Source organism: Micromonospora sp. M71_S20, assembly GCF_003664255.1.
Taxonomy (GTDB): domain Bacteria; phylum Actinomycetota; class Actinomycetes; order Mycobacteriales; family Micromonosporaceae; genus Micromonospora.
This window is the reverse complement of the sequence record NZ_RCCV01000001.1, coordinates 837,733-864,598: the sequence shown is the minus strand read 5'-3', so window position 1 is coordinate 864,598 and position 26,866 is coordinate 837,733. Positions and strand designations below refer to the sequence as shown.

Annotated in this window: 20 protein-coding genes; 11 read left to right on the top strand and 9 right to left on the bottom strand. The window is 73.9% G+C overall.

Annotated elements, in window-relative coordinates; genetic code table 11:
- Positions 1–6: 6 nt before the first annotated feature.
- Positions 7–1,158 (top strand): 23S rRNA (adenine(2503)-C(2))-methyltransferase RlmN, encoded by a 1,152-nt coding sequence (gene rlmN, locus DER29_RS03990; protein ID WP_121396085.1) that lies wholly within the window; start codon positions 7–9, stop codon positions 1,156–1,158.
- Between the two features lie 31 nt (positions 1,159–1,189).
- Positions 1,190–2,572, top strand: coding sequence for a DivIVA domain-containing protein (locus DER29_RS03985; RefSeq protein ID WP_121396084.1), 1,383 nt, complete (start codon positions 1,190–1,192; stop codon positions 2,570–2,572).
- Between the two features lie 100 nt (positions 2,573–2,672).
- Here the strand turns inward: DER29_RS03985 and DER29_RS03980 are convergent, their stop codons facing one another.
- The gene (locus DER29_RS03980; RefSeq protein WP_121396083.1) at positions 2,673–2,894 is read right to left on the bottom strand and encodes a DUF2631 domain-containing protein; all 222 of its coding nucleotides are present in this window, start codon (positions 2,892–2,894) and stop codon (positions 2,673–2,675) included.
- Positions 2,895–3,166: 272 nt separating this feature from the next.
- Here DER29_RS03980 and DER29_RS03975 point away from each other — a divergent pair, with 272 nt between their 5' ends.
- The gene (locus DER29_RS03975; protein ID WP_121396082.1) at positions 3,167–4,750 is read left to right on the top strand and encodes a Rieske 2Fe-2S domain-containing protein; all 1,584 of its coding nucleotides are present in this window, start codon (positions 3,167–3,169) and stop codon (positions 4,748–4,750) included.
- Positions 4,751–4,897: 147 nt separating this feature from the next.
- On the opposite strand, the gene DER29_RS03970 is transcribed toward DER29_RS03975, so the two are convergent.
- Entirely contained in the window at positions 4,898–6,493 is a 1,596-nt protein-coding gene (locus DER29_RS03970; protein ID WP_121396081.1) for an NAD(P)/FAD-dependent oxidoreductase, read from the bottom strand.
- 205 nt (positions 6,494–6,698) lie between these two features.
- Between DER29_RS03970 and DER29_RS03965 the strand changes: the two genes are divergently transcribed.
- A complete protein-coding gene (locus DER29_RS03965; RefSeq protein ID WP_121396080.1) occupies positions 6,699–7,346 on the top strand; it encodes a hypothetical protein in 648 nt (215 codons plus the stop codon).
- Positions 7,347–7,401: 55 nt separating this feature from the next.
- Here the strand turns inward: DER29_RS03965 and DER29_RS03960 are convergent, their stop codons facing one another.
- Entirely contained in the window at positions 7,402–8,130 is a 729-nt protein-coding gene (locus DER29_RS03960; RefSeq protein WP_121396079.1) for a TetR/AcrR family transcriptional regulator, read from the bottom strand.
- A gap of 103 nt (positions 8,131–8,233) precedes the next feature.
- On the opposite strand from DER29_RS03960, the gene DER29_RS03955 reads away from it, so the two are divergent.
- Entirely contained in the window at positions 8,234–10,432 is a 2,199-nt protein-coding gene (locus DER29_RS03955) for an MMPL family transporter (protein ID WP_121396078.1), read from the top strand.
- On the opposite strand, the gene DER29_RS03950 is transcribed toward DER29_RS03955, so the two are convergent.
- Positions 10,336–11,211: a YhjD/YihY/BrkB family envelope integrity protein gene (locus DER29_RS03950; protein ID WP_121396077.1), complete on the bottom strand. Its 876-nt coding sequence runs from the start codon at positions 11,209–11,211 to the stop codon at positions 10,336–10,338. The two genes, DER29_RS03955 and DER29_RS03950, sit on opposite strands and share 97 nt — an antisense overlap.
- Positions 11,212–11,262: 51 nt before the next feature.
- Between DER29_RS03950 and DER29_RS03945 the strand changes: the two genes are divergently transcribed.
- Positions 11,263–11,817 (top strand): GNAT family N-acetyltransferase, encoded by a 555-nt coding sequence (locus tag DER29_RS03945; RefSeq protein ID WP_121396076.1) that lies wholly within the window; start codon positions 11,263–11,265, stop codon positions 11,815–11,817.
- Between the two features lie 86 nt (positions 11,818–11,903).
- On the opposite strand, the gene DER29_RS03940 is transcribed toward DER29_RS03945, so the two are convergent.
- Positions 11,904–13,220, bottom strand: a complete 1,317-nt coding sequence (locus tag DER29_RS03940) for a family 43 glycosylhydrolase (RefSeq protein ID WP_121396075.1) — start codon at positions 13,218–13,220, stop codon at positions 11,904–11,906.
- 678 nt (positions 13,221–13,898) lie between these two features.
- Between DER29_RS03940 and dxr the strand changes: the two genes are divergently transcribed.
- The 5 genes from dxr (at position 13,899) to DER29_RS03915 (ending at position 22,298) form a co-directional block, all read left to right on the top strand.
- Positions 13,899–15,113 carry a 1-deoxy-D-xylulose-5-phosphate reductoisomerase gene (dxr, locus tag DER29_RS03935; RefSeq protein WP_121396074.1) on the top strand — a complete coding sequence of 405 codons (1,215 nt, stop codon included), beginning with the start codon at positions 13,899–13,901 and terminating at the stop codon, positions 15,111–15,113.
- Positions 15,113–16,363 carry an RIP metalloprotease gene (locus DER29_RS03930; protein ID WP_121396073.1) on the top strand — a complete coding sequence of 417 codons (1,251 nt, stop codon included), beginning with the start codon at positions 15,113–15,115 and terminating at the stop codon, positions 16,361–16,363. Before dxr ends, DER29_RS03930 begins: the two co-directional genes overlap by 1 nt.
- Before the next feature lie 9 nt (positions 16,364–16,372).
- Positions 16,373–17,545: a flavodoxin-dependent (E)-4-hydroxy-3-methylbut-2-enyl-diphosphate synthase gene (gene ispG / locus DER29_RS03925; RefSeq protein WP_121396072.1), complete on the top strand. Its 1,173-nt coding sequence runs from the start codon at positions 16,373–16,375 to the stop codon at positions 17,543–17,545.
- Between the two features lie 93 nt (positions 17,546–17,638).
- Positions 17,639–18,478, top strand: coding sequence for a DUF4081 domain-containing GNAT family N-acetyltransferase (locus DER29_RS03920; protein WP_121396071.1), 840 nt, complete (start codon positions 17,639–17,641; stop codon positions 18,476–18,478).
- A 217-nt stretch (positions 18,479–18,695) separates the two neighbouring features.
- Positions 18,696–22,298, top strand: coding sequence for an ABC transporter ATP-binding protein/permease (locus DER29_RS03915; protein ID WP_121396070.1), 3,603 nt, complete (start codon positions 18,696–18,698; stop codon positions 22,296–22,298).
- A gap of 146 nt (positions 22,299–22,444) precedes the next feature.
- Here the strand turns inward: DER29_RS03915 and DER29_RS03910 are convergent, their stop codons facing one another.
- The 4 genes from DER29_RS03910 to DER29_RS03895 all read right to left on the bottom strand — a co-directional run bounded on the left by DER29_RS03910 (position 22,445) and on the right by DER29_RS03895 (position 26,850).
- Complete coding sequence (locus tag DER29_RS03910; RefSeq protein ID WP_121396069.1) at positions 22,445–23,512, bottom strand: NADH:flavin oxidoreductase/NADH oxidase; 1,068 nt, start codon at positions 23,510–23,512, stop codon at positions 22,445–22,447.
- A gap of 179 nt (positions 23,513–23,691) precedes the next feature.
- Positions 23,692–24,996 (bottom strand): dicarboxylate/amino acid:cation symporter, encoded by a 1,305-nt coding sequence (locus tag DER29_RS03905; protein WP_199729398.1) that lies wholly within the window; start codon positions 24,994–24,996, stop codon positions 23,692–23,694.
- 260 nt (positions 24,997–25,256) lie between these two features.
- Complete coding sequence (locus tag DER29_RS03900) at positions 25,257–25,892, bottom strand: DUF998 domain-containing protein (RefSeq protein ID WP_121396067.1); 636 nt, start codon at positions 25,890–25,892, stop codon at positions 25,257–25,259.
- On the bottom strand, positions 25,885–26,850 hold the full coding sequence (locus tag DER29_RS03895) for a glutathione S-transferase family protein (RefSeq protein ID WP_121396066.1): 966 nt from the start codon (positions 26,848–26,850) through the stop codon (positions 25,885–25,887). The genes DER29_RS03900 and DER29_RS03895 overlap by 8 nt, the downstream gene beginning before the upstream one ends.
- Between the last annotated feature and the right edge of the window lie 16 nt (positions 26,851–26,866).

Here is a 26,866-nt window from a genome sequence, read left to right as displayed (position 1 = left end):
CGCGCCATGACGAGCTTGCCCCTGATCCCCGCAGACCCCGACGCCCCCGGGCGGCGGCCCGCGATGCCTCCCCGTCACCTCGCCGATCTCGACCTCGCCGGCCGCCGGGCCCTGGTCGCCGAGCTGGGGGAGCCGGCGTTCCGCGCCAAGCAGGTCTCCACCCACTACTTCGGTCGACTGGTGCGTGATCCGGGGCAGATGACCGACCTGCCGGCTGCCACCCGGGAGAAGCTCGCCGACCAGCTCCTGCCCCGGCTGCTCACCCCGGTCCGCGAGCTGGCCTGCGACGACGGCGCGACCCGCAAGGCGCTCTGGCGGCTGCACGACGGCGCGCTGGTGGAGAGCGTGCTGATGGGTTACCCGGACCGCGTCACCGTCTGCATCTCCAGCCAGGCCGGCTGCGGCATGGCCTGCCCGTTCTGCGCCACCGGCCAGGCGGGACTGACCCGCAACCTCTCCACCGCCGAGATCGTCGACCAGGCGGTCTACCTGGCCGGGGTGGCCGCCTCCGGAGCGGTGGCGGGTTCTCCGCCGCGCCTGTCGCACGTGGTCTTCATGGGCATGGGCGAGCCACTGGCCAACTACTCCCGGGTGGTCGCGGCGATCCGTCGGCTGGTCGCCCCGGCGCCCGAGGGGCTCGGGCTGTCGCAGCGTCACATCACGGTCTCCACGGTCGGCCTGGTCCCGGCCATCCGCCGACTGGCCAGCGAAGACCTCTCGGTGACCCTTGCGTTGTCGCTGCACGCCCCCGATGATGAGCTGCGCGACGAACTCGTGCCGGTCAACCAGCGCTGGAAGGTGTCCGAGGTGCTGGACGCGGCGTGGGACTACGCGGCCCGCACGGGGCGTCGCGTGTCGATCGAGTACGCGATGATCAGAGACGTGAACGACCAGCCGTGGCGAGCCGATCTGCTCGGGCGGCTGCTGGCCGGGAAGCTGACCCACGTGAACCTCATCCCCCTCAACCCGACTCCGGGCAGCCGTTGGGACGCCAGCCCCAAGCCGGTGGAGCGGGAGTTCGTCCGGCGGTTGCGCGAGGCCGGGGTGTCGACGACCGTGCGGGACACCCGGGGTCGCGAGATCGACGGAGCGTGCGGGCAGCTCGCCGCCGCCGAGGACATGGACACCGACACCGACCGGGCCGGGGAGAAGGCGTGACCGGGCGTAGCGAACGAGACCAGGAGACATAGTGGCGAGTCAGGGTCAGCGTTTCCGGCGTAAGGCGCTCCGCCGGGGATACAAGGTCGACGAGGTCGACGCCTTCCTGGACCGGGTCGAGGCGACGCTCGACGGCCGGCCGGTGGGTGCCCCCGTCGCCTCCCAGGAGGTCCACGACGTCGTCTTCCGGGTCCGCTTCAACGGCTACGACGAGTGGCAGGTCGACCTGCACCTCGACCGGGTCGAGCGGCAGCTGGCCGAGCTGGAGGAGCGCGGTGGCGCCGGCGGCCGCGGCGGCGACCCCCGCGACGCCGATCGCCTGGGCCCGCCGGACCGCCTCGGCCCGCCCGACCGCATGGGTCCGCCAGACCGGATGGGTCCCCCGGACCGGATGGGCCCGCCCGTGCGCGACGACCGCGGCATGTCGCCGGTCCCGCAGCCGATGCCGCCCCGACCGATGCCGGCCCAGGCCGGTCCGCCCGGCGACCGCTACGGCCGCTACGACGAGCCCACCGGCGCCTTCGCCGGTGGGTACGACGCCCCCCGGGGCGGCTACGAGCCGCCGCGCGGCCCCGGCGGCCCCGGCCCGATGGGACCGGGCGCCCCGATGGGCCACGGCGCCCCGCCGCCGCGCGGCCTGCCCGCCGGCCCCAGCGGCTACGGCGACGGCCCCGGCAACTACGGCGACCGCCCCGGCGGCTACGGCGACGGTCCGGGCAAGTACGCCGACGGTCCGGGCGGCGGCTACGGCGACGGTCCCGGCAAGTACGCCGACGCGCCGGGTGGTGGCTACGCCGACGGTCCGGGCGGCGGCTACGCCGACGGCCCGGGTAACTACGGCGACCGTCCGGGCGGCTACGGCGACGGCCCCGGCAACTACGGCGACGGCCCCGGTGGCTACGGCGACGAGCCGCGTTTCGACGGGTTCGAGGCCGGCCGGCGTGCTCGCGCCGACATGACCGCCGAGATCCGGATGCCCGAGCGGGACCTGCGTGAACTGCGGGGCCGGGGCCCGGCCGGGCCGCCTCCGCAGCCGGGCTTCGGCGGCCCACCGCACGCCGGCCCGCCGGTCGGTGGTCCGCCGGTCGGTGGCCCACCCGGGGGTGGCCCACCCGTCGGTGGCCCGCCGCCGATGGCGGGCCCGCCGATGGCCGGCCCGCCCGGCAGCGACCTCTACCGCGTCGACCAGATCCGGCGCAGCTTCCAGGTGCGCCGGTTCGGCAGCGGGTACGACCCCGACCAGGTCGACCGGTTCTTCGACACGCTGCTGGGCGGCATGCAGGGGCGCAACCCGATGCCGGTGAACCCGAAGGAACTGGACACCCTGCGCTTCGGGCTGGTGCCCGGCGGCTACTTCGAGGCCGAGGTCGACGCCGCGCTCAAGGACGTGCAGGACATCCTGTTCGGCCGCTGATCCGCGTACGGCGAGGGCCCGCTCCCCGGTCGGGGGCGGGCCCTCGTGCGTGTGGCCTCCGGCGCGCGGACCGGTGCGACGCCGGCTGACGCGGGTGCGGTCAGGACCGCAGGCCGTTGCGCCGCAGCACGGTGTCGCCGATGACGATGAGCAGCAGCAGCACGGCCAGGCCGATCAGCCAGATGTTCTCGACCCTGCCCTCGTGGTTGCCGCAGAGCATCGCCAGCAGGGCCAGCGCGGAGACCACCGCGCCGATCCGCCCGGACTTGCGGTGCCCGGGCTTGTGCTGGTCTGGCGACGTTACCGGCTCGCTTCCTGCCACTGTCGGTCCTTCCCTCGCGATCGGATCTCCGGTTAGTCTGGCACGCCCCGTGCCGGGCCCGGCGCTGGGTCCGACCGATGGGGCGGACCGCACGATCCGACCGGGCGAGGTGGGCGTCGGACCGGTGGACGTACGCGGGCCGGCAGGTCGGGACCAAGGGCCCGGCCCCACCCGGGCGCATCGGCACTACCGGCGTCGCGGGTAGGTCGCCAGACTCCCTCCGGTAGCGTTTCTGGCGTACACCTTGTTTGTCGTTTTGAGGGGGAACTGCGGTGCGAGTGACCGGTACGGGGCACGCCAGCATGCGGATCGACACGGCCGCGGGCAGCATCCTGTGCGACCCGTGGGTCAATCCGGCCTATTTCGCCTCGTGGTTCCCGTTTCCGGACAACTCCCTGCTCGACTGGGAGGCGCTCGGCGACGTCGACTACCTCTACGTCTCCCACCTGCACCGGGACCACTTCGACGCGGCGCACCTGAAGCGCTTCGTGTCGAAGTCGGCCACCGTGCTGCTGCCCGCGTTCCCCACCTCCGAGATGGAGGACGAGCTGCGGGAGCTGGGCTTCACCAAGTTCCTGAAGGCGCCGAACGAGCAGGTCGTGGAGCTGGACGGCGGCCTGAAGATCATGATCCAGGCGCTGACCAGCCCGACCGACGGCCCGATCGGCGACTCCTCGCTGTGGGTGGAGTACGACGGGGTCCGGCTGCTCAACCAGAACGACGCCCGCCCGACCGACCTGAGCGTCTTCGCCGAGCTGGGCCACGTGCACGCGCACATGCTCCAGTTCTCCGGCGCGATCTGGTACCCGATGGTCTACGAGCTGCCGCAGGCGGCGAAGACGGCGTTCGGCAAGCAGAAGCGGGACCGGCAGTTCGACCGCACCTGGCGCTACATCGACGACCTGAAGGCCGACCACGTCTTCCCGATCGCCGGGCCGCCCTGCTTCCTCGACGACGAGCTGTGGCAGTTCAACGACATCCACGGCGACGAGGGCAACATCTTCCCCGACCAGTCGGTCTTCCTGAGCGAGTACGCCAAGGTCGGCGGCACCAACGGCGTCGTGCTGCTCCCGGGCAGCGTCGCCGAGGTCACCACGGAGAGCTGCGAGACCAGCCACCCGGTGCCGGTGGAGGAGTTCTTCGCGAACAAGGTCGCCCACCTGGAGGAGATGCGCGAGCGCAAGCGGCCCGTCATCGAGGCCGAGAAGGCCTCCTGGCGGCACCCCGAGGTGGACGTGCTCAAGGAGATGCAGCGCCGCGTCGAGCCCCTGCTGGAGGAGTCGATCTACCTGGCCAAGGGGGTCGGCGGCCCGGTCCGCTTCGACCTGGTGGGCTACGACGGCGAGAGCGTCGAATCCATCGTGGTGGACTTCCCCGGCAAGCAGGTCCGGCCGTACGCCGACGAGAAGGTCCGCTACCGGTTCCGTACCGAGCGGGCGCTGATCGAGCACCTGCTGCACATCGGCGAGGTGGACTGGGTCAACTCCCTCTTCCTCTCCTGCCGCTTCTCGGCGGCCCGGATCGGCCAGTACAACGAGTTCGTCTACGCCTTCTTCAAGTGCCTCTCCACGGAGCGCCTCCAGTACGCCGAGGGCTGGTACGACGAGCACGAGCGGACCAGCGACGCCGAGGACATCACCCTCGGCGACTGGGTGGTGCAGCGGCGCTGCCCGCACCTGAAGGCCGACCTGACCCGGTTCGGCATCGTCGACGGCGACCAGCTCACCTGCCAGCTGCACGGCTGGAAGTTCGACCTGCCCAGCGGCCGCTGCCTGACCAGCGTCGGCCACAAGGTCCGGGCGCACCGGGCCGGCGAGCAGCAGACCCCCGCCCCGGCGGCCGACGCGGCCAGCTGACGGCAACCCCCCGCCCTCTCCCGCGTCGATCATGCAGTTGTGGTGGATGACAAACCGCCCCAAGCGGCCTGAATCAGGCGCCATGAGTGCATGATCGACGCTCCCGGGCGCGCGAGCACAGCGAGCAGGGGAGCAGGGGGCGGGTGGTCAGGGGGAGAGGTCGGTGAGGATGCGGCGGGCGGCGTTGTGGCCGGCGGCGCCGATGACGCTGCCCGCCGGGTGGCAGCCGGCACTGCCGGCGTAGACGCCGTCGACCCCCGTGGCGTACGGCATCCGGTCGGTGAACGAGACCGTGTTGTCGACGTGGTGGATGTGCCCGCCGGTGATCCCGAAGTGCGCCTCGATGCCGGGCGGCGGCAGGGGCACCGCGTCGGCGATCAGGTCGCCGGTGCCGGGGGCGTACCGCTCGCAGACCCCGATCAGGCGGTCCACGTAGCCGGGCAGCGCCTCGTCCCAGGTGGTACCGGCCAGCTCGTACGGCACCGACTGCACGAAGAGCGCCGACGAGTGGTGCCCCCGGCCGTCCGACAGCGACGGGTCCACGGTGGTGTGCAGGTACCACTCGATGGTCGGCTCGTCGGGCAGCCGCCCCGCCTGCACGTCCGCCCACATCGCGCGTAGCGCCGCCATCGGCGGCTCGCCGCCCCCGCCGGTCAGCGAGTCCGAGCCGGGCAGCAGGTGGATCGTCGAGCCGAACGGGCTCGGCGCGTCGCCGGGCAGGCAGGAGAAGCGGGGCAGGCCGGTCAGCGCCAGGTTGAGCTTGAGCGTGGTGCCGGGGCGGCGGACCGCCGCCATCCGGTCGGCCAGCGGCGCCGGGAGCGCGCCGTCGGGCAGCAGGTCCATCAGCCGGTACGGGTCGCAGGCGCCGAGCACCACCCGGGCCGCGACCTCCCGTCCGTCGGCGAGGACCACCCCGCCCGCCGCGCCGCCGTCCAGGGTGATCGCGCTGACCTGCGTGCCGGTCAGGATCGTCGCGCCGGCGGCCCGGGCGGCCTCGGCGAAGACGCGCGACACGGTGCCCATCCCGCCCTCGGTGATCATCCACGTGCCGTCGGAGCCGGGCAACCGGCACATGTTGTGCACGAGGAAGTTGTGCCCGGTGCCGGGGTCGTCGGGGCCGGCGTTGAGCCCGGAGAGGCCGTCGGTGACGGCGTACATGCTGACCAGCAGCTCGGAGCGGAAGTCGAAGCGGGCCAGGTGGTCGGCGACGGAGCCGCGGACCAGGTCGACGAAGACCTGCCGCAGCGCCGGCCGGACGTGCCGCTCGGCGGTCTCCTCGACGGACAGCGGCTCGGCCAGCCAGGCCGGGGCGAGATCCTCCCGAAGCGCGGCCAGCTCGGCCTGGAGGGCGTCGTCGGCGGCCACGTCGGCGGGGGAGAAGAACTCCGCGAGCTGCGCCCGGGTGGCCGCCGTGTCGCTGCCGAAGAGCAGGTACGGCGAGCCCGGGCCGCCGGGGGTGGGCAGGAAGTAGTGCGGGTCGCGGCGCAGCACGGGGATCCGCACGTCCAGCGTGGCGAGCAGCTCCGGCGGCATCAGCCCGAGCAGGTACGACCCGGTGGAGTGGCGCAGCCCCGGCACCTTGCGGAACGGCGCCTCGGTGCGGGTGGCCCCGCCGATCACGTCCGCCGCCTCCAGCACCAGCACGTCCAGCCCGGCGCGGGCCAGCAGGATCGCGGACACCAGACCGTTGTGCCCGGCGCCGACGATCACCACGTCGGCCCGGGGTGGCAGCTCGTCACCCATGCCGGGGGAGCCTACTGCCCGCAGCCGCCGCCGGTCAGCCCTTCGCCGCCTGTCGGCCTCTCGTCGTCGGGGGCCCGTTGCCGGCGAGCCCGGTGCCCCCGGGGGGGCGACCGTGGGGCCCACAGGTGCGCCGCGGGGCCCACAGTGTGGATCACGACGAAGGGGCAGGTGGAAGGGCAGGTAGGTCCCGTTAGGCTTGCCTGCCATGGCAGCACCCTTCACCGCCCCCGCCCCGAACGCCGCGGTGATACCCACCGGGCGACGTCGCGCCCGGATCGGGCTGCCCCTCGCCCTGCTCCTCGTCCTGGCCGGGGTCGGCGGGCTCGTCGCGGCCGTCGCGGTCATCGGCGGGAGCCACCAGCCACGGTCACCCGTCGCGGGGCTCGTCGCGGCGGGCATCCTGGCGGCCCTCGGTGTGCCGGGCGGCCTGCTCCTCGTGGCGTTCTGGCGGCAGCGGCGGGCGAGGATCCTCGTCGACCACGCCGGCATGTGGTTCGACACGGGCACCCGGCGCCAGGTCATACCGTGGCGCACGCTCGCCGGCGTCGGCCTGTTCCACAGCCAGGGGCACAGGTCCAGCTTCCACTCGCTGGAGCTGTACCCGACGGGCCCCGTCGACCGCGACGATCCGGTGCTGTGGACGCTGGTGCGCGAGGAGGAACCGTTCCGTCCCGGGCTGCCCCGCCTGCGCCACCGGCTCCGGGTCGAGGCCGCCGACGTGCCCGTGGCGGTGGCGGCGGTCCGCCACTACGCGCCGCACCTCTGGCTCGGTGAATCCTGGCGCGAGCGCAGCCACATCGGCCGGCCCGACCGCGCCGGGCACCGGGAGCGGACCCGGGCGCGAGGGCGATAGTCCGTCCCGCCGATCTGCCGGCCCCAGACGCCGCCGGAGAGGCCGGCCGTGTCCCTCAGGAGGGCGCGTCGTCGCCCGTGGGCGGGTCGGCCAGCAGCTGGGCGGTGAACGTCTCCAGCTCCAGCTCGAAGAGTGCCTCGGCGTCGGTGACCGCCCAGTCGAACTGGTGGAAGACCTCCATGGCCACCAGCCCGTAGAGCCGGGTCCAGCCGGCGAGGAAGGCGTACGCGACCTCGACGGGCACCTCGCCGTGGCTGAGCCGCAGCGGCTCCAGCCGCCGCCCGCCCAGGTGCCGCCGGAGCAGCTCGGGCGGCGGGGTGCGGAAGGGGGAGCGGCGCCAGAGGTCGAGGATCGGTCGGACGAAGACCGCGCCGAGGCGGGCGCCGGGATGGTCCGGATCGGCGCCGTCGTCGACGGGCGCGTTGCGCCCGGGGGTCGGGGCGCCGAAGATCAGCCCGAACTCGGCGGGGTGCGCCACGGACCAGGCGCGGAACGTCCGGGACATGGCCATCAGTTGGTCGACCGGCTCGCCCCCGGCGTCGTCCCGGGCCGCCTCCAGCCGCAGCCGCAGCTCGTCGTAGAGGTCGCCGGCCAGCGCCGCGACGAGCGCCTCCAGGCTGGGGAAGTAGCGGTAGATGGCCGGCGCGGTCATGCCCATGTCGCGGGCGATGGCCCGCAGCGACACGGCGTCGACCCCGCCCGTCACCAGCAGCCGCCGAGCCCCGTCCTTGATCTCGGCGACCGTCGCCGAGCGCAGGCGTTCCCGTCGGCTCGGTGCGCCCATCCGGCTGACTCCCTTGACCGAAACGACCGCCGTTGCGATAGTTAACGGCGTTCACTCAAATAAGCGATGGTCACAGCGTAGCCGTCGTCGGAGGGGGAGGCGAATGTTCGCCTGGTGGGGACACATGGTCGTGCGGCTGCGCTGGTCGGTGCTGGCCGCCGCCCTGGTGCTCGTCGCGGTCGGTTCCACCTGGGGGGTCGGGGTCTTCGGGCAGCTGACCGGCGGCGGCTTCGACGACCCGGCCAGCGAGTCCAGCCGGGCCGCCGAGCGGATCACCCGGGAGCTGGGGCCGCAGGGGGCCGACCTCGTCGTGCTCTGGTCCAGCGACGCCTCGACCGTCGACCAGCCCGCCTTCCGTGACCCGGTCGCGGCCACCGTCGCCCGGCTGCGCGAGCGCCCGGAGATCACCAGCGTCACCACCTGGTACGACACCCAGGCCCCCGTGCTGCTCTCCACCGACCGCCGGGCCACCTACGCCCTGGTCCAGCTCCGGGCCGCCGACAAGGACGACAAGGCCGCCGCGTACGAGGAGCTGCGGCCGGCGCTCGCGGCGCCCGGCGTACGGACCGAGGTCGGCGGCGCCACGGCGGCCCTGCAGGAGTCGAACACCCAGACCACCAAGGACATCACGCGCGCGGAGCTGCTCTCCATGCCGGTGCTCCTGGTGCTGCTCGTGCTGATCTTCGGCGGGCTGGTGGCCGCCTCCACGCCCCTGCTGATCGGCGGGCTCGCCATCCTCGGCGCGTTCGTCGCCGTCCGGCTGGTCAACATGGTCACCGACGTGTCGGTCTTCGCGATCAACGTGATCACCCTGATCGGCCTGGGCATGGCGGTCGACTACGCCCTCTTCGTGGTCAGCCGGTTCCGCGAGGAATTGGCCGCCGGGCACGACACCCCGGCCGCGATCCGGCGGACCATGGCCACGGCCGGGCGGACGGTGCTGGTCTCCGGGCTCACCATCGCGACCGCCATGGCCAGCCTGCTGATCTTCCCGCAGGCGTTCCTGCGCTCGATGGCGCTCGGCGGGATGGCCGCCGTGCTGGTCGCCATGCTGGCGGCGTTGACCGTGCTGCCGGCCCTGCTCGCGGTGCTCGGCCACCGGATCGACGCGCTGCGCGTACCGCTGCCGTGGCGGCGTGGGGCGCGCGGTGCGCGGCCGGCGAACGGTGCGACGGGCGGCGCCTGGGCCCGGATCGCGCACAGCGTGATGCGCCGCCCGGTGCGCTACCTGGTCGGGGTGACCGTGCTGCTCCTGCTGCTGGCCACGCCGATCCTGCGGATGGAGTTCGGCGGGTTCGACGACCGGGTGCTGCCCGCGACCGCCGAGCCCCGGGTGGTCTCCGAGCGGATCGCCGCCGAGTTCCCCGGCGGCACGATCGCGCCGATCGACGTGCTGGTCTCCGGGGCGTCCCCGGAGCAGGTGCAGCCCTTCGCCGACCGGGTGGCCGCCGTGCCGGGCGTGACCGGGGTGCAGGTGGCGGCCAACCGGGGCGCGTCGACGCTGCTGACGGTGACCTACCCGGGCGAGCCGACGGGCGACGCGGCGCACGACGTGGTCCGGGCGCTGCGCGACCTGCCGCCGCCGGCCGACGCCGAGGTGCTCGTCGGCGGCCGGCCCGGCGTCGACCTCGACCTGATCGACGGTCTCGCCGAGCGGCTGCCCTGGATGGCCCTGCTGATGGCCGCCGCGATCCTGGTCCTGCTCTTCCTCGCCTTCGGTTCGGTGGTGCTGCCGGTCAAGGCGGTGCTGATGAACCTGGTGTCGATCGGCGCGTCGTTCGGCGTCGTGGTCTGGATCTTCCAGGACGGGCACTTCGCCGACCTGCTCGGCTTCACCCCGACCGGGTTCATCGAGCCGAGCAACCCGATCCTCATGCTCGCCGTGCTCTTCGGGCTGGCGACCGACTACGAGGTGTTCCTGCTCTCCCGGGTGCGCGAGGAGTGGGACCGCACGGGCGACAACACCGCGTCGGTGGCCGTCGCGCTCCAGCGCACCGGGCGGATCATCACCGCCGCCGCGCTGCTGCTGATCATCGTGGTGGCCGGCTTCGCGACGGGCGAGATGGCGTACATCAAGCTCATCGGGATCGGCATGATCGTGGCGATCGTGGTGGACGCGACGCTGGTCCGGGCGCTGCTGGTGCCGGCCACGATGCGGCTGCTCGGCCGCTGGAACTGGTGGGCCCCCGGCCCGCTGGCCCGCGTCTACCGCCGCTTCGGCATCAAGGAGTCCGACGAGCCCGGGCCGGCGGCCCCGGAGCGGGCGCTGCGCCACCGGGACAGCGCGAGGGTCGCGGAGTAGCCGGCCAGCACGATCACGTGGAAGAGGTAGAGCCAGAGCAGGACCGCCACCCCCGCGCCGATCTCGTCGAAGCCCCCGAACGGCACCCCCAGGTCGATCGGGAGCGAGGCGAAGAGCACGAAGCCGTGCAGGAAACCGGAGAGGTTGGCGGCGGTGAACGACCCGACGGCCAGCGCGGAGAGCCAGTCCGGCGACGCCGGGCCGACCACCCGGAACAGCCAGAGCAGCACCGGGGTGAGCACCAGCCAGACCGCCAGGAACGACAGCACCACCCCCAGCGCGCCGGTCCAGCCGCCCTGCCGGACCAGCCCGGTCGTCGTGGGCAGCGCGAGCAGGATCGACAGCAGCAGGGCCGGGGCCGGCGCCAGCAGCGGCAGCAGCAGCAGCCGGCCCCGCCAGCCGACCAGCGACTCCTCGCTGCGCGGCACGGCGACCGAGACGAAGGCACGGCGCAGCCCCTCGCCGTAGAGCGACGCCGGCAGCAGCGACGCCAGGGCCAGCAGCGGGGTCAGCCCCACCCCGGCCTCGACCAGCGCCTGCACCGCGTGGGGCGCGCCGATCGCGTCCGGCAGCGTGTCCACGGCGTACGAGGTGAGCCGGTGCACCCGCTCGGCTCCCGCGAGCAGCGAGGTCAGCCAGATCGCCAGCAGGGCCACCGGCACCACGGCGATCGCCCCGTAGAAGGTGATGGCGGCGGCGTGCAGGGACAGGTCCCGGCCCCGCAGCGGGCGGAACGCCGCACTGGTGATCCGCTTCGCCCGTTGCCATCCGCCGCCCATCGCGGCTTCTTTCCCCGTACCCTCCCGCGTCACTCATTATGATCACGGCCCATGACCGTTCTCACCACCCAGCGCCTGGTACTGCGGGAGTGGACCGAGGACCCGGCCGACCTGGCCCGGCTCTTCGACATCTACTCCCGGCCCGAGGTCACCCGCTGGCTGGGCGCGCCCGGCCTGCCGCTGACGGACCCGGCGCAGGCCGCCGACCGGCTCGCGATGTGGCGGGAGCGGCACGCGGGGCACGGCGGCCGGTACGGCACCTGGGCGATCGAGGTCCGCGACACCGGCATGGTGGCCGGCACGGTGCTGCTCAAGCCGCTGCCCGGCCGGGATGAGAACGTGCCGACCGAGGACATCGAGGTGGGCTGGCACCTGCACCCCGACTCGTGGGGCCACGGGTACGCCACCGAGGCGGCCCGGGCGGCGGCGGCGCGGGAACTGGCCGCCGGCACGCGGGAGGTGTACGCCGTCGTGGCGCCCGGCAACGAGGCGTCGATGGCGGTGGCCCGCCGGCTCGGCATGACCCACGTGGGCCGCCGCTCGGACTGGTACGGCGGCGAGTCCCTGGAGACCTTCGTGCTGGCCGCACCCGCCGCCGGGGCCTGAACCCCACTCCGCATGCAGATCTTGGTAGGAAACGGCCCCTGGAGGGGCACCTTTCCACCAAGATCTCCACGCGTTCCCGGCGCGGGCTACGCCACCTCGACGAAGTCGAGTTCCGCCCAGCGGCTCAGGTGGGTGAACCGGAGGGTGTTGAAGCCCGCGTTGAGCGTGACGTCGACGCCCGCCTGGCGCCAGACGTCCCAGCCCGTGTTGGGATAGGTGACGACCTTCGGGTTCGCGCCGTTGACCGTCAGCGTGTGCTGGGCGTCGCCGTAGCCGGCGGCGTAGGCGACGTGGGCGCGGTAGCCGCCGGCCCGGGGCGCGAAGACCGTGACCTCGACCCAGCTGTCCGCGTGGTCGATGTACGCCACCACCTGTCCCTGGGACGTGTTCGGGGCGGCGCGCACGGCGCACCGGTTGAGCCCGCCGCGCTCGGCCTCGTACCGCACCCGGCTGCCCCGCACCACGGGGTTTCCGCCGGCCCAGCCCAGCGCCGCCACGTACATGCCCCGGGCGGAGTAGTTGTTGATCCAGCCGTGGAACACGATGTGGTCGCCGCCCGCCTCGCGCACCACGTCCGCCCCGCCGGGCCCCCGCACGGCCGAGTCCAGCGACGCCGTGGTCATCAGCGAGCGGTACGCCTTGGTGTAGGGGCCGGTCAGCGAGGTCGAGGTGGCGTAGCTGGTCTGGTAGCCGTCGCCGCCGTAGCCGCCGAGCGAGTAGAACAGCACGTACTGCGCGCCGACCTTGGTCAGCACCGGCGCCTCGATGATGCCGGCCTCCTCGGCGCGACCGCTGCGCAGCAATTCGACCCGGGCGCCCTGGAGGGTCACCCCGTCGGCCGCGACCCGTTGCAGCCAGAGGCTCGTCGGCTGGCCGATGGCGTTGCCGTCGTCCTTGTAGAGCAGGTACCGCAGGCCGGTGCTGTCGGTGAAGCTCGCCGCGTCGATGTCGCCACCCTCGCCGGCGTTGCACACCAGCGGCTGGGTGCCGACGGAGGTGAACGGGCCGAGCGGCGACGTGGCCAGCGCCGCGCCCAGGCACTGCCGACCGGTGGCCCGGCTGCGGGCGGTGTAGTAGAGCAGGTAACGCCCGTCGGCCCGCTGGGACACGTCGGGCGCCCAGGTCAGGCCCCCGTTGGCCCAGGCGCCGAGGGTCGGCATCGCGTCGGCCCGCCTGGTCCAGGCTCCGGTCAGCGAGGTGGCCGTGGCGACCGGGACGTTGCCGTGGCCGTTGTTCGTCGAGTACGCGTAGTAGGTGCCGCCGAACTTGACGACGTCGGGGTCCGGGAAGTCGCTGGCGATGACCAGCGACGGTGTCGTGGTGGCAGCCTGGGCCACTCCCGGGCTGACGAGCAGTGGGGCGGCGACCAGCACGGCCGCCAGCCAGACGAGAGCTCTCCGCATGACGAAAGTCAACCACAGTCATCGATACGTGGAAAGTTTTCTTCGCGGGGGCCGACTCTGAGGCGCGCCCAGGGATCGGCATCCCGTCCCGGTCGCGTCCGGAGTGCCGACGGCGGCGCTGCTGTCCGCCTCTGCCCAGGTGTGGGCGGGGCTGTGGTGGCAGCGGTGCCGTCAAGGAGCGCCGGGCCGGCGGTGCTGAAGGTCGGGTGACGTTCCGCCGGGCTCCCGGCCGCGTCCCGCCCGGGTGAGCGTCGACCGATCATGGCATGCGGGCTGGTGCGGACGACGCTGCGCCACACCGGTCCGAACTCTTCACTGACTGCTGACGCAGTTCGCGAACGCCGGACCGGTCAGTGGTGATCAGGACGCCGTGTACCTCAAAGCGGCCCGGCAACGTCCATGAGGTCCTGATCACCGGGCCCCGACGTGGTTGCTGCCGAACTCGACCAGGTGCGGGCAAGGGGCGTGTGCTTTCGCGGCGCATCCGTCGTGCAAGAGGCAATGTGCGGTAGTCCAAGAAGCGCGTCGTCAGCGCCCACCGCGACGGCAACGCCCAACCGGCGGACCTCCTCGACGAGGCGGCGCCGGAGGAAAGCGTGGAGGCATCGGAAGAGCAGGCCGAGGCGGAAGGCTGAGGCTCCCAGCGGGGGCACAGCGGTGGTGGGGAAGAATGGCCCGGTGACTTCGCTCCGGGAACTCGTCCTGCTCGGCTCCACCGGTTCGGTCGGCACACAGGCCATCGACATCGTGCGGCGTAACCCGGACTGGTTCCGGGTGGTCGCGCTCGGCGCCGGTGGCGGCAACGTCGAGTTGCTCGCCGCCCAGGCCCTCGAACTGCGCGTCGACGCGGTCGGCGTGGCGAAGGCGTCCGCCGCGCAGGATCTCCAGCTCGCGTTCTACGCCGAGGCGAGCCGGCGCGGATGGAGCAGCGGGGACTTCAAGCTTCCCAAGATCGTGGCCGGCCCGGACGCGATGACCGAGCTGGCGCAGTGGCCCTGCGACGTCGTGCTCAACGGCGTGGTCGGCTCGCTCGGGCTCGCGCCGACGCTGGCCGCGCTGCGCGCCGGGCGTACGCTCGCGCTGGCCAACAAGGAGTCGCTCGTGGCCGGCGGCTCTCTCGTGAAGGCCGCGGTGACGCGGCCGGAGCAGATCGTGCCGGTCGACTCGGAGCACTCGGCGCTGGCCCAGTGCCTGCGCGGCGGCACCCGGGGCGAGGTGCGGCGGCTGGTCGTCACCGCCAGCGGCGGCCCGTTCCGGGGCAAGCGGCGCGACGAGTTGACACAGGTCACGCCCGAGCAGGCGCTGGCGCACCCGACCTGGAACATGGGGCCGGTCGTCACGATCAACTCCGCCACGATGGTCAACAAGGCGCTGGAGGTGATCGAGGCGCACGAGCTCTTCGACGTGCCGTACGCCGACATCGCCGTGATGGTGCACCCGCAGTCGGTGATCCACTCGATGGTCGAGTTCACCGACGGGTCCACCCTCGCCCAGGCCAGCCCGCCGGACATGCGGCTGCCGATCGCGCTCGGCCTCGGCTGGCCCGACCGGGTCGCCGACGCCGCCGCCGCGGTCGACTGGACGAAGGCCCACACCTGGGAGTTCGCGCCGCTGGACGACGAGGCGTTCCCGGCGGTCGCGCTGGCCAAGGCCGCCGGCGAGGCCGGCCGCTGCCGGCCGGCGATCTACAACGCGGCGAACGAGGAGTGCGTGGCCGCGTTCGTGGCCGGCCGACTGCCCTTCCTCGGCATCGTCGACACCCTCCGGCGGGTGCTGGAGGACGCTCCCGATTTCGACGAACCGGGTACCGTCGAGGACGTGCTCGCGGCGGAGTCGTGGGCGCGCGCGCACGCGCAGGAGATCATCATCGCGGGTTCGGTGGAAGGAGCTTGATGGCGTACCTGCTCGGGGTGGTGCTCTTCGCCCTCGCGATCCTCATCTCGGTGAGCCTGCACGAGGCGGGGCACATGCTCACCGCCAAGGCCTTCGGCATGAAGGTCACCCGCTACTTCGTCGGCTTCGGCCCCACGCTCTGGTCCTTCAAGCGGGGCGAGACGGAGTACGGCATCAAGGGCATCCCGCTCGGCGGCTTCTGCAAGATCGTCGGGATGACCCCCCAGGACGACGACGTCGACCCGGCCGACGAGCCGCGCGCGATGTGGCGGTTCCCGGTGTGGAAGCGGACGATCGTGATGTCCGCCGGCTCGATCACCCACTTCGCCCTCGCCCTGATCGCCCTCTGGATCATCGCGGTCTCCGCCGGCCTGCCCAACCCGGAGTTCCCGAGCACCGAGGCCGAGATCCGCAAGGAGCCGGCGGTCATCGCGCTGTCGAAGTGCGTGGTCCCGGAGAACACGCTGCGCGAGTGCACCACCGCCGACCCCGCCAGCCCCGCCGCCCAGGCGCAGCTGCGCGACGGCGACCGGATCACCGCCATCAACGGCACGCCGATCAACGACTACGGCCAGCTGCTCACCACCCTGCGCAGCCTCAAGCCGGGCGACACGGCGCAGATCGCGTACGTCCGCGACGGCCAGCCGGCCACGGCCAGCACGGTGCTCGCGCAGACCCAGCGGCCCCCGCTCGACGACCCGAAGGGCCAGGTCACCGCGGTCGCCGCGCTCGGCGTCGGCCTCGTCCCCAGCACCCCGACCCGGGTGACGTACGGGCCGGTCGGCGCGTTCGGCGCGACCGCCGACTTCACCGGCGACATGGCCGTCAACACCTTCGAGGCGATGAAGCGCATCCCGCAGAAGGTCCCGGCCCTCTGGACGGCGATCACCGGCGGCGAGCGGGACATCGACACCCCGATCAGCGTGGTCGGCGCCAGCCGGCTCGGCGGCGAGGCGGTGGAGAACAACGCCTGGCTGCTGTTCTTCATGCTCTTCGTCTCGCTGAACTTCTTCATCGGCGTGTTCAACCTGCTGCCGCTGCTGCCGCTCGACGGCGGGCACATCGCGATTGCCTGGTTCGAGCGGGCCCGCTCCTGGCTCTACGCCCGGATCGGCCGCGCCGACCCCGGCCGCGTCGACTACCTCAAGCTCATGCCCCTGACGTACGCGGTGATCCTGGTCGGTGGCGTGTTCACGCTGCTGACCATCACCGCGGACGTCGTCAACCCGATCACGCTCTTCTCAAGGTGAGTGCCTGAAGTGACCGCTGTCAGTCTCGGTATCCCCTCCGTGCCGCCCCCGCCGCTCGCCCCGCGTCGGCTCAGCCGCCAGATCATGGTCGGCTCGGTGCCGGTCGGCGGGGGCGCGCCGGTGTCGGTGCAGTCGATGACCACCACCCTCACCTCCGACGTCAACGCCACACTCCAGCAGATCGCCGAGCTGACCGCGTCCGGCTGCCAGATCGTCCGGGTCGCCGTGCCCAGCCAGGACGACGTGGAGGCGCTGCCGGCGATCGCGAAGAAGTCGCAGATCCCGGTGATCGCCGACATCCACTTCCAGCCGAAGTACGTCTTCGCCGCGATCGACGCCGGCTGCGCGGCGGTCCGGGTCAACCCGGGCAACATCCGTCAGTTCGACGACAAGGTCAAGGAGATCGCCAAGGCGGCCGGCGACGCGGGCGTGCCGATCCGGATCGGCGTCAACGCCGGCTCGCTCGACAAGCGGCTGCTCGCCAAGTACGGCAAGGCCACCGCCGAGGCGCTGGTCGAGTCGGCGCTGTGGGAGTGCTCGCTGTTCGAGGAGCACGGCTTCCGCGACATCAAGATCTCGGTCAAGCACAACGACCCGGTGGTGATGATCCGGGCGTACCGCCAGCTCGCCGAGAAGTGCGACTACCCGCTGCACCTGGGCGTCACCGAGGCCGGCCCGGCCTTCCAGGGCACCATCAAGTCGGCGGTCGCCTTCGGCGCGCTGCTGGCCGAGGGGATCGGCGACACGATCCGGGTCTCGCTGTCGGCCCCGCCGGTGGAGGAGATCAAGGTCGGCAACCAGATCCTGGAGTCGCTCGGGCTGCGCGAGCGGGGCCTGGAGATCGTCTCCTGCCCGTCCTGCGGTCGCGCCCAGGTCGACGTCTACAAGCTGGCCGAGGAGGTCACCGCCGGCCTGGAGGGGCTGCCGGTGCCGCTGCGGGTCGCGGTGATGGGCTGCGTCGTGAACGGTCCGGGCGAGGCCCGCGAGGCCGACCTCGGGGTCGCCTCCGGCAACGGCAAGGGCCAGATCTTCGTCAAGGGCAAGGTGGTCAAGACCGTGCCCGAGGCGCAGATCGTGGAGACCCTGATCGAGGAGGCGCTGCGCATCGCCGACGAGATGGGCGCCGAGCTGCCCGAGGAGCTGCGCAGCCTGCTCCCCGGTGCCACCGTCACCGTGCACTGACCCGTCGCGCCGCCGGCCGGGCGGTCACGGTGTCGTGGTCCCACTCGTCACTCGGCCCGCGCGGCACCGGGCGGATCTGGCAGGCTGGTATCCGTGCTGACGGTGCCGGTACGGCAACTGGGGGAGTCGGAGCGCCGCGCGGTCGAGCGGCTGCTCGACCTCGACCCGTTCGCGGGCGCGCAGGTCGCCGAGCGGATCACGGCGCGTGGCCTGGCCTGGTGGCGCGCCGAGGGGCGGGTGCTGGGCTACGGCAGCCGCCGCAACCTGGAGTCGATCTGCTGGCTCGGCGGCAACCTCACCCCCGTGCTCGCCACCGAGCCGGCCGTCGCCGCCTACGCCGACCTGCTCGCCGGCGAGGAGCGGCTCTGCTCGTCGATCGTGGGCCGGGCCGACGCGGTGCTCGGGCTCTGGGACCGCCTCTCCGCCGTCTGGGGGCCGGCCCGGGACGTACGCCCCAACCAGCCGTTGCTGGCGACCGACGCGCTGCCGGCGCTGCGGGCGGACCCGGAGGTGCGGCGGGTGCGCGCCAGCGAGGTCGACCGGCTCTTCCCGGCGGCGGTGGCGATGTACACCGAGGAGGTGGGCGTCTCGCCGCTCGCCGACGACGGCGGGCGCGGCTACCGGCGGCGGGTCACCGACCTGGTCCGGACCGGGCGGGCGTACGCCCGGTTCGTCGACGGCCAGGTGGTGTTCAAGGCCGAGCTGGCGGTGGTGACCCGCCGGACCGCCCAGGTGCAGGGCGTCTGGGTGGCGCCCGACTGGCGGGGCCGGGGCATCGCGTCGGCGGCGATGGCGGCGGTGGTGCGCGACGCGCTGCTGCGGGTCGCCCCGACCGTCAGCCTCTACGTCAACGACTTCAACCTGCCGGCCCGCCGGGTCTACGAGCGCTGCGGATTCCGCCCGGTCGGCACGCTCGCCACCGTGCTCTTCTGAGCCGTCCCGCGCGGCGTCCGCGCGGGGCGGCCCCCTTGTCAGCGCGGCCACGCCACCGGCCACGCCACCGGCCGCGGCGTCCCCGGGGCGGCCCCCTGCCGGCGCGGCCCACGCCACCGGCCTCCGGCCAGGTGAACGGCGGGTAAATGCGTTGAGCCGGCCGGCCCCACCGACCAGGCTGGATGCTCCGCCCCGTTCTGCCCGAAGGGACTCCGTCATGCGTCTGCTCCGGGACATGTGGGCCACCTCGCCCCGCCGAATGACGATCGTGACCTGCCTGATCGTGCTCGGTGCCGGCGGCCAGGCCGCCGCCGCCGCGCTGGCTGGCCCCGTCCTGGTGCACCGCGCCGCCGGGTTCTTCGCACTGCTCGCCGTGGCGCTGGTCGCCGCAGTCCTGACCGACCTCGCGGTGAGCCTGCTGATGGCCGGGCTGACGGCCGACTGGTCCGCCGACGTGCGGCGCCGGCTGTGTCGGGTCGCGCTCGGGCAGGACCTGCCCACCCTGGAGACCACCCCGGTCGGCGAGCTGCTCGACCGCATCGACGGCGACGTCTACCAGGTCGCCGCCGCGGTGCGCAACCAGGGCGTACGGATCGCGCAGGGGCTGGCCGCGGGCGTGCTGTCGACCGCCGTCGCCCTCGCGGTGTGGTGGCCGGCCGGCGTCGGGATGCTGCTGCTCACCGTGCTGCTGGCCGTCGGCCTGCGCAAGCCCACCGCGCGGATCGGTCCGGCCCGGATGGCCGAGGAGGAGGCCTGGTCGGACCTCGCCGCCGTGATGGAGGAGGCCATCCACGGCCAGGACGACGTGCGCACCAGCCTCGCCCGGCCGTACGTGCTGCGCCTCTACGCCCGCCGGGCCGCCGAGGTGCTCAGTCGCGGGGTGCGCGTGTGGCGGATGTCCGCCCAGGTCACCACCGTGGCCGCCGGCGTGATCCGGGCCGGCATCGCGGCCGTGGTGCTCGGCGGCGCGTGGGCGCTGGTCAGCGGCCGCATCGACGGCGCCCGCCTCACCGCGATCTGGCTGCTCGTCGTCGGCTTCGGCATGACCGTCGAGCACGTCAGCCGGATGGTCCCCGAACTCCAGTACGCCCTCGGCGCGTGGGGACGGGTGCAGCTGCTGGCGAACTCCCCCCAGGAACCCGAGGGCGGGGCCGCCCCGGCCGAGGGGGACCTGGTGGTGCGGGGCCTCACCTTCCGCTACGCGGGTGCCGACGACGGGCGCGGGCCCGCGCTGCGCGACGTCGACCTGACCTTCACGCGGGGCCGCTCGTACGCCCTGGTCGGCCGGACCGGCTCCGGCAAGTCGACACTGGCCAAGGTGCTCACCCGGGCCGTCGATGTGCCGCCCGGGACGGTCTTCCTGGCCGGCGACGACGTGTGCGACCTCGACGTCGAGGCGCTGCGCCGGTGGATCGCCGTGGTGCCCCAGCGCACCGAGATCCTCGCCGGCACCCTCGCCGAGAACGTCGCGCTGTTCGATCCGAACCTGCTCGACGCCGCCGCCCGGGCACTGCGCGAGCTGGGGCTGGGCGGCTGGATCGCCGAGCTGCCCGCCGGCCTGGACACCCGGCTGGGCGACGGCGGCCACGTGCTCTCGGCGGGCCAGGAGCAGCTGGTCGCCTTCGCCCGGATCCTGGTGCGCGATCCGCACGTGGTGATCCTCGACGAGGCCACCGCCCGCCTCGACCCGGTGACCGAGGCACGGGTGCAGCAGGCCACCGAACGGCTGTTGCGCGACCGGATCGGCATCGTCATCGCGCACCGCCTCTCCTCCGTACGCCGCTGTGACGAGGTGGTGGTGATGGCCGACGGCGCGGTCGTCGAGGCCGGGCCGCTGCACTCCTCGGAACGCTTCGCCGAGCTGCTCGCCACCAGCCACGCCACCGCGTACGCCCACGCGGCGCCGGGTCGCTCCGGCGGGGTGGACCTGCTGACCGGCCCGTCGGACCCGTGGCCGCCCGCCGGCGCGGACGAGGCCCTCCCGCCGGCCGCGCCCCCGGCCGTGCCGCCGGTCGCGCTCCTGGCCGGCGCGCCTCCGGACGGGTCGTCCACCGTGACCCCGACGGAGTCGTCGGCCGTGCCGCCGGTCGGGTCGGCCGGCGATGGAACGGGCACGTCCGGGGAGGCCGGGGAGCCGGCCCTGCGTGGGCTACGGGGGCTGCGGGAGATCCTGCGGCTGTGCGTCAACGACGCGCGGTACGGACTCGCCTCGCTCTCGCTGTTCCTGCTGCTCGTGCTCCTCGGGCTGGAGGGGCCGGTGCTGCCCTGGCTCTGGGCCGATCTGGTCGACGGCACCGGCGACCCGTGGAAGCCGGCGCTGGGGATCGTCCTCGGCCTGCTGGTGACCCTGCCGGTGCCGTACGTCAACGGCCTGCGGTTCCCGCAGTGGTGGGTCCGGCAGATGCTGCGGATCAGCCTGCGCCTGGTGCACGGTCAGACCGGGCCCCGCCGGGTCAGCGGGCACACGCCGGCCGAGGTGGTGGCCCAGGGCGGCGACACCGAGCGGGTGGTGCAGCTCGCCGACAACGTGATGGACCAGGGGCTCTCGCTCGTGCTCCTGGTCACCATGACCGCCGTCACCGGGAGCGTGGTGCCCGGGCTCTTCTTCGCGGGCACGATGCTGGTCTCCGGGCTGGCCGCGACGCTGTTCGGCCCCAAGCTGGAACGTTCCGCGCGGGCCACCGTCGCGGCGCGGGCCGCGTTCGCCACCGCGCTGGTCTCCTCGCTGTCGGCCGCCCGTACGGTCAAACTCGCCGGGGCCACCCGCCCGGTGCTGACCCACCTGGCCGACCTCGACGTGGTCCGCAGCGACCGGCAACGCCGGGAGATCTCGGTGCAGGTCTGGTCCCGGTCGACCCCGTCGCTGGTCAGCGGCCTGTTGCCGATCGGCGCGTGGGCGCTGTTCCTGGCCGGGCAGCTGTCGGCCGGCGCCACGCTGGTGGCGGTCGCCACCCTGGCCGCCGCCCGCTGGTTCGCCTGGACGACGGCGTCGCTGATCTCGCAGATCCCGTCGGCGCGGGTGTGGACCCGGCGGACGGTGGCGATGACCGGAGTGGAGGCGTACTCGGCGGCGGTGCCGGAGGTGGACCTGGGCGCGGGGACCGCCCCGGCGCCCGTCGTGCCGCCCCGGCACCCGCTGCGCCGGCTGGAGCTGACCGGCTTCGGCGTCCGGCACACCGACGGGACGGTGGCCGTACGCGACGTCGACCTGACGGTGGAACGCGGCCAGTTGGTGCTGGTCGTCGGCCCGGTCGGCTCGGGCAAGTCGTCGCTGCTGCGGGCGCTGGCCGGCATCGCGCCGCACACCGGCCGGCTGACCTGGAACGGCGACCGGGTAACCGAGCCGGAACTGTTCCTGCGCCCGCACCAGGTGGGCTACGTCGGCCAGCTGCCCCGGGTGCTCTCCGGCACGGTCGCGGACAACATCACCCTCGGCCACCAGGTGGACGCCGCGGCGGCGGTGTCGACCGCCCAGCTCGACCACGACCTGGCCGCGGCCGGGGGTGGGCTCGGGCTGCTGATCGGGCACAAGGGCACCCGGCTCTCGGGCGGGCAGTTGCAGCGCCTCGCGCTGGCCCGGGCGCTCGCCCCGCGTACCGAGCTGCTGGTGGCCGACGACGTGTCCTCGGCGCTGGACGTCACCACCGAGCTGGCGTTGTGGCAGGCGCTACGCGAGCACGGCGTGACCGTGGTGGGTTCGACCTCGAAGCGCGCCGCCCTGGTCCGGGCCGACCACGTCGTGGTCCTCCGCTCGGGCACGGTCGCCGCCCAGGGCCCCTGGCGCGACCTGGAACCCCACTGGTCCCACCTGGCCGGCTGACCCACCAACCCGCACCCCGCCCCCGCCCCATCCCGTCCCCCGCCCCGCCCCGCCCCGCCCCGCCCCGACCACGTCGATCATGAGGTTGGCGGCGATGTCGATCTCCATCCGTGCCGCCAACCTCATGATCGACGTGGCGGGTGGGGTCAGGTGGCGCGGGCGTACTGGTCGGGCCAGGTGGGGGTGGCGCCGAGCTTGGCGGCGGCCCGGTGCGGCCAGTACGGGTCCCGCAGGAGTTCCCGCCCGAGCAGGACCAGGTCGGCGTCGCCGGACGCGACGATCTCCTCGGCCTGCTCCGGCTCGACGATCAGGCCGACGGCACCGGTGGCCACCCCCGACTCCCGGCGCACCCGGGCGGCCAGCGGCACCTGGTAGCCCGGGCCGACCGGGATGGTCGCGGTGGCCGACGCGCCGCCCGAGGAGCAGTCGACCAGGTCCACGCCGGCGGCGGCCAGCTCGCCGGCGAGCACCACGCTGTCCTCGGCCGTCCAGCCCGTCGGCTCCCAGTCGGTGGCCGAGATGCGGGTCAGCACGGGCACGTCCTCGCCGACCGCCGCGCGGACCGCCCGCGCCACCTCCAGGGTGAGCCGCATCCGGCCGGAGCGGTCGCCGCCCCAGCCGTCGTCGCGGTGGTTGGTCAGCGGGGAGAGGAACTCGTGCAGCAGGTAGCCGTGCGCGGCGTGGATCTCCACGCCCGCGAACCCGGCGTCGACCGCCCGGCCGGCCGCCGCCGCGAACGCCTCGACGACGCCGGCGATGCCCGCCTCATCCAGCGCGGTCGGCACCCGGTAGTCGGGCACGAACGGCGCGGACCCCGGGCCGACCGGCGTCCAGCCGCCCTCGGCGTCGGGCACCCCGCCCCGCCGGGGCGCCCACGGCCGGTACGTCGACGCCTTGAACCCGGCGTGCGCGAGCTGCACGACCGGCACCGCGCCGTGCGCGGCGACGAACGCGGTCACCGGCCGCCAGGCGTCGACGTGCGCCCCGGACCAGAGCCCGGTGTCCTGCGGGCTGATCCGCCCCTCGGGCAGCACGGCGGTCGCCTCGGTCATCACCAGGCCCGCGCCGCCGACCGCCCGGGCGCCCAGGTGCACCAGGTGCCAGTCGGTGGGCAGGCCGTCCGGGCCGGCGGTGTACTGGCACATCGGCGCCAGGGCGATCCGGTTGGGCAGGGTCACGCTGCGCAGGGTGAGCGGGGTGAACAGGACACTCATGCGGTCATCCTCTCGGACGCGGGGAGGACCCCGGGGCGGGGCCCTCCCGACTCGTCGGGGTCGCGCCGGGCACGGCCGCGGGCGGGCGGCTCAGGCGCGCCGCAGCGCCAGGCAGGCTCGCCGCGAACGCCCGGAGCGGTCCAGGCCCGCCCCGGGCGCCCGCGAGCGTTTCGGGCGGCTCAGGCCGGGACGGGGCTCAGCTCCTCCGAGCGGCGCGGGCCGTCGGCGTCGGCGTCCGCCGGGGCGAGCGGCGAGCGCCGGCCCGCCGAGTCGTACGCGGCCCGGTCCAGGGTGCCCTCGCGGGCGGCGACGATGGTCGGCACCAGCGCCTGGCCGGCGACGTTGGTGGCGGTGCGGATCATGTCCAGGATCGGGTCGATCGCCAGCAGCAGGCCGGCGCCGGCCAGCGGCAGGCCCAGCGTGCTCAGCGTCAGGGTGAGCATCACGATCGCGCCGGTCAGGCCGGCGGTGGCCGCCGAACCGACCACCGAGACGAAGGCGATCAGCAGGTAGTCGGTGATCCCGAGGTCCATTCCGAAGACCTGGGCGACGAAGATCGCGGCCAGCGCCGGGTAGACCGCCGCGCAGCCGTCCATCTTCGTGGTGGCGCCGAACGGCACCGCGAAGGAGGCGTACTCGCGGGGGACGCCGAGGCGCTCGACCGAGCGCTGGGTCACCGGCATCGTGCCCACCGAGGAGCGGGACACGAAGGCCAGCTCGATGGCGGGCCAGGCGCCGGCGAAGAAGCGCAGCGGGTTGAGCCGGCCGGCGCCCACCAGCAGCAGCGGGTAGACCACGAACAGCACGATCGCGCAGCCGACGTAGACGGCGGTGGTGAACTTGGCGAGCGGGGCCACCAGGTCCCAGCCGTACGAGGCGACGGCGTTGCCGATCAGGCCGAGGGTGCCGATCGGGGCGAGCCGGATGACCCACCACAGCGCCTTCTGGACGATCTCCAGCAGCGCGCGGTTGATCGCCACGAACGGCTCCGCGGGTTCGCCGACCAGCAGCGCCGCCGCGCCGACGACGAGGGCCAGGAAGACGATCTGGAGCACGTTGCCGTCGACGAACGCGCCGACCGGGTTGGTCGGCACGATGCCGGTGAGGAAGTCGGTCCACGAGCCGGTCCTCGTGGGCGCGCTGGCGCCGGCGGTGTCGAGGGTGACGCCGCGGCCCGGGTCGGTCAGCACACCGAGCCCGATGCCGACGCCCACCGCGATCAGCGCGGTGACGCCGAACCAGAGCAGGGTCTTCAGGGCCAGCCGGGCGGCGTTGGCCACCCCGCGCAGGCTGACCACGCTGACCACGATGGCGGTGAAGACCAGCGGCGGAACGGCCAGCTTGAGCAGCTGGACGAAGAGGCCGCCGACGGTGTCGAGGGTGCTGGTGAGCCAGCTGAGGTCGTTGGCGCGGGCGAGGAAGCCGAGCGCCACGCCGAGGACGAGGCCGAGCAGGATCTGCACGGAGAAGGGAATCTTGCGCAGGGCGGAAGCCATCAGGGTGTGTCCCAGGGTCTGGTGGTCGGAACGGGCAGCGTCAGGAGAGCGGCTGCGCCGGACAGACGCCGCTGGCCTGCAGTCGGAGGTCGACATACAGGCGCACGGTCAGGTGCCAGACGTTGGTCATCGCCGCCGAGGGTAACGCCGGCCGTCGATGCTGCGGAAGGAGTCTCCGCGGTGACGCTCCTTACAGCAGGTGCAAGAAGGGACCGTTCCCCCATCCCCGGCGGCACAGGTGCCCGCGGTCACCTGCGGAGGGCGACGGCGGTCGCGGAGGCCGTACCCCACAGGACGGCCACCAGCAGCAGCAGCCGCTCCAGGACCGCGATCAGGCCGCCGCGCCCCACGAAGACCAGGGTCACGGCCGTGGCGCCCGCCAGCGGCAGGGCCACCGCCACGGCCGCCGCGGCCAGCCGGCGCAGCGCCGACGGCGCCGCCCGGGTGAGCGTGACCGCCAGCATCGCGAGGACCACCGCGGCCACCGCGAGGATGCTCGCCGCGCCGTGCACCAGATCCGCCGCGGTCGCCCGTTCGAACGGCGGCAGCGGGCAGCCGGCGCTGCACGTCACCGCCCCGGAGACCAGCGCGAGGACGCTCCCGGCCGCGAGCAGCCCGGCCGCCGCCCGCAGCACCGGGGGCAGCGCCGTCGCGAGCAGCAGCAACCCGGCCGCCAGGGCGAAGACCCCGATCCGGTACGCCGGGGCGTACGCGCTGTCGGTGACGCCCGCCTCGCTGACGTACCCCGTCAGGCCCGGCCCGGGACCGGCGACCACGGCGACGGTCACCGCGAGGGCGCCCCCGACGACGCAGGCGGCGGAGGCCGACGCGGCGGCGGCCCGGGGCGGGGCGGTACGCGGGCCGGCCCGGCGCGGCTCAGCCACGCCCGTGCGGCGTGGTCCAGCCGGAGGTGTCGGGGCCCAGCGGGACTATCCCCGTCGGGTTGATCGCCGCATGGGTGCCGTAGTAGTGCCGCTTGATGTGGTCGAAGTCGACCGTCTCGCCGAAGCCCGGGGTCTGGAACAGGTCCCGCGCGTACGCCCAGAGCACCGGCAGCTCGGTGAGCTTCTGCCGGTTGCACTTGAAGTGACCGTGGTACGCCACGTCGAAGCGGACCAGGGTGGTGAACAGCCGCACGTCGGCCTCGGTGATCGCGTCGCCCATCAGGTAGCGCCGGTCCGCCAGCCGTTCCGACAGCGCGTCGAGCCGGGCGAACAGCGCCGTGTACGCCTCGTCGTACGCGGCCTGCGAGGTGGCGAAGCCGCACCGGTAGACCCCGTTGTTGACGTCCCGGTGGATCTCCGCCATCAGGGCGTCCAGCTCCGGCCGCAGCGCCTCCGGGTAGAGGTCGGGCGCCCCGGGCCGGTGCAGGCTGCGCCACTCGGTGGACAGATCCAGGGTGAGCTGCGGATAGTCGTTCGTGACCACCCGGCCGGTGCGCGTGTCGACCAGCGCCGGCACGGTGACCCGCCCGGTGTAGTCGGGATCGGTGGCGAGGTAGGCCTCGGAGAGGAAGCCGATGCCGAGCACCGGGTCGAAGCCGTCGGGGTCGAGGGCGAACCGCCAGCCGCGTTCGTCGCGGATCGGGTCGACCGTGCCAAGGGAGATCGCGTCCTCCAGGCCGAGCAGGCCGCGGACGATCCGGGCCCGGTGCGCCCACGGGCAGGCCCGGCACCAGACCAGCCGGTAGCGGCCCGGCTCCAGCGGCCACCGGCCCTGCGCGTCCGGCCCGCCACCGGGCGGCGAGTCGGAGTCCGGGGTGACCCGACCGGTGAACCGGTTGGGCTGGCGGACGAACTCGCCACCGCCGCTGGTCTCTGCGCTGAACTGGGCCCGGGCCATGCCGCCAACCTATCCG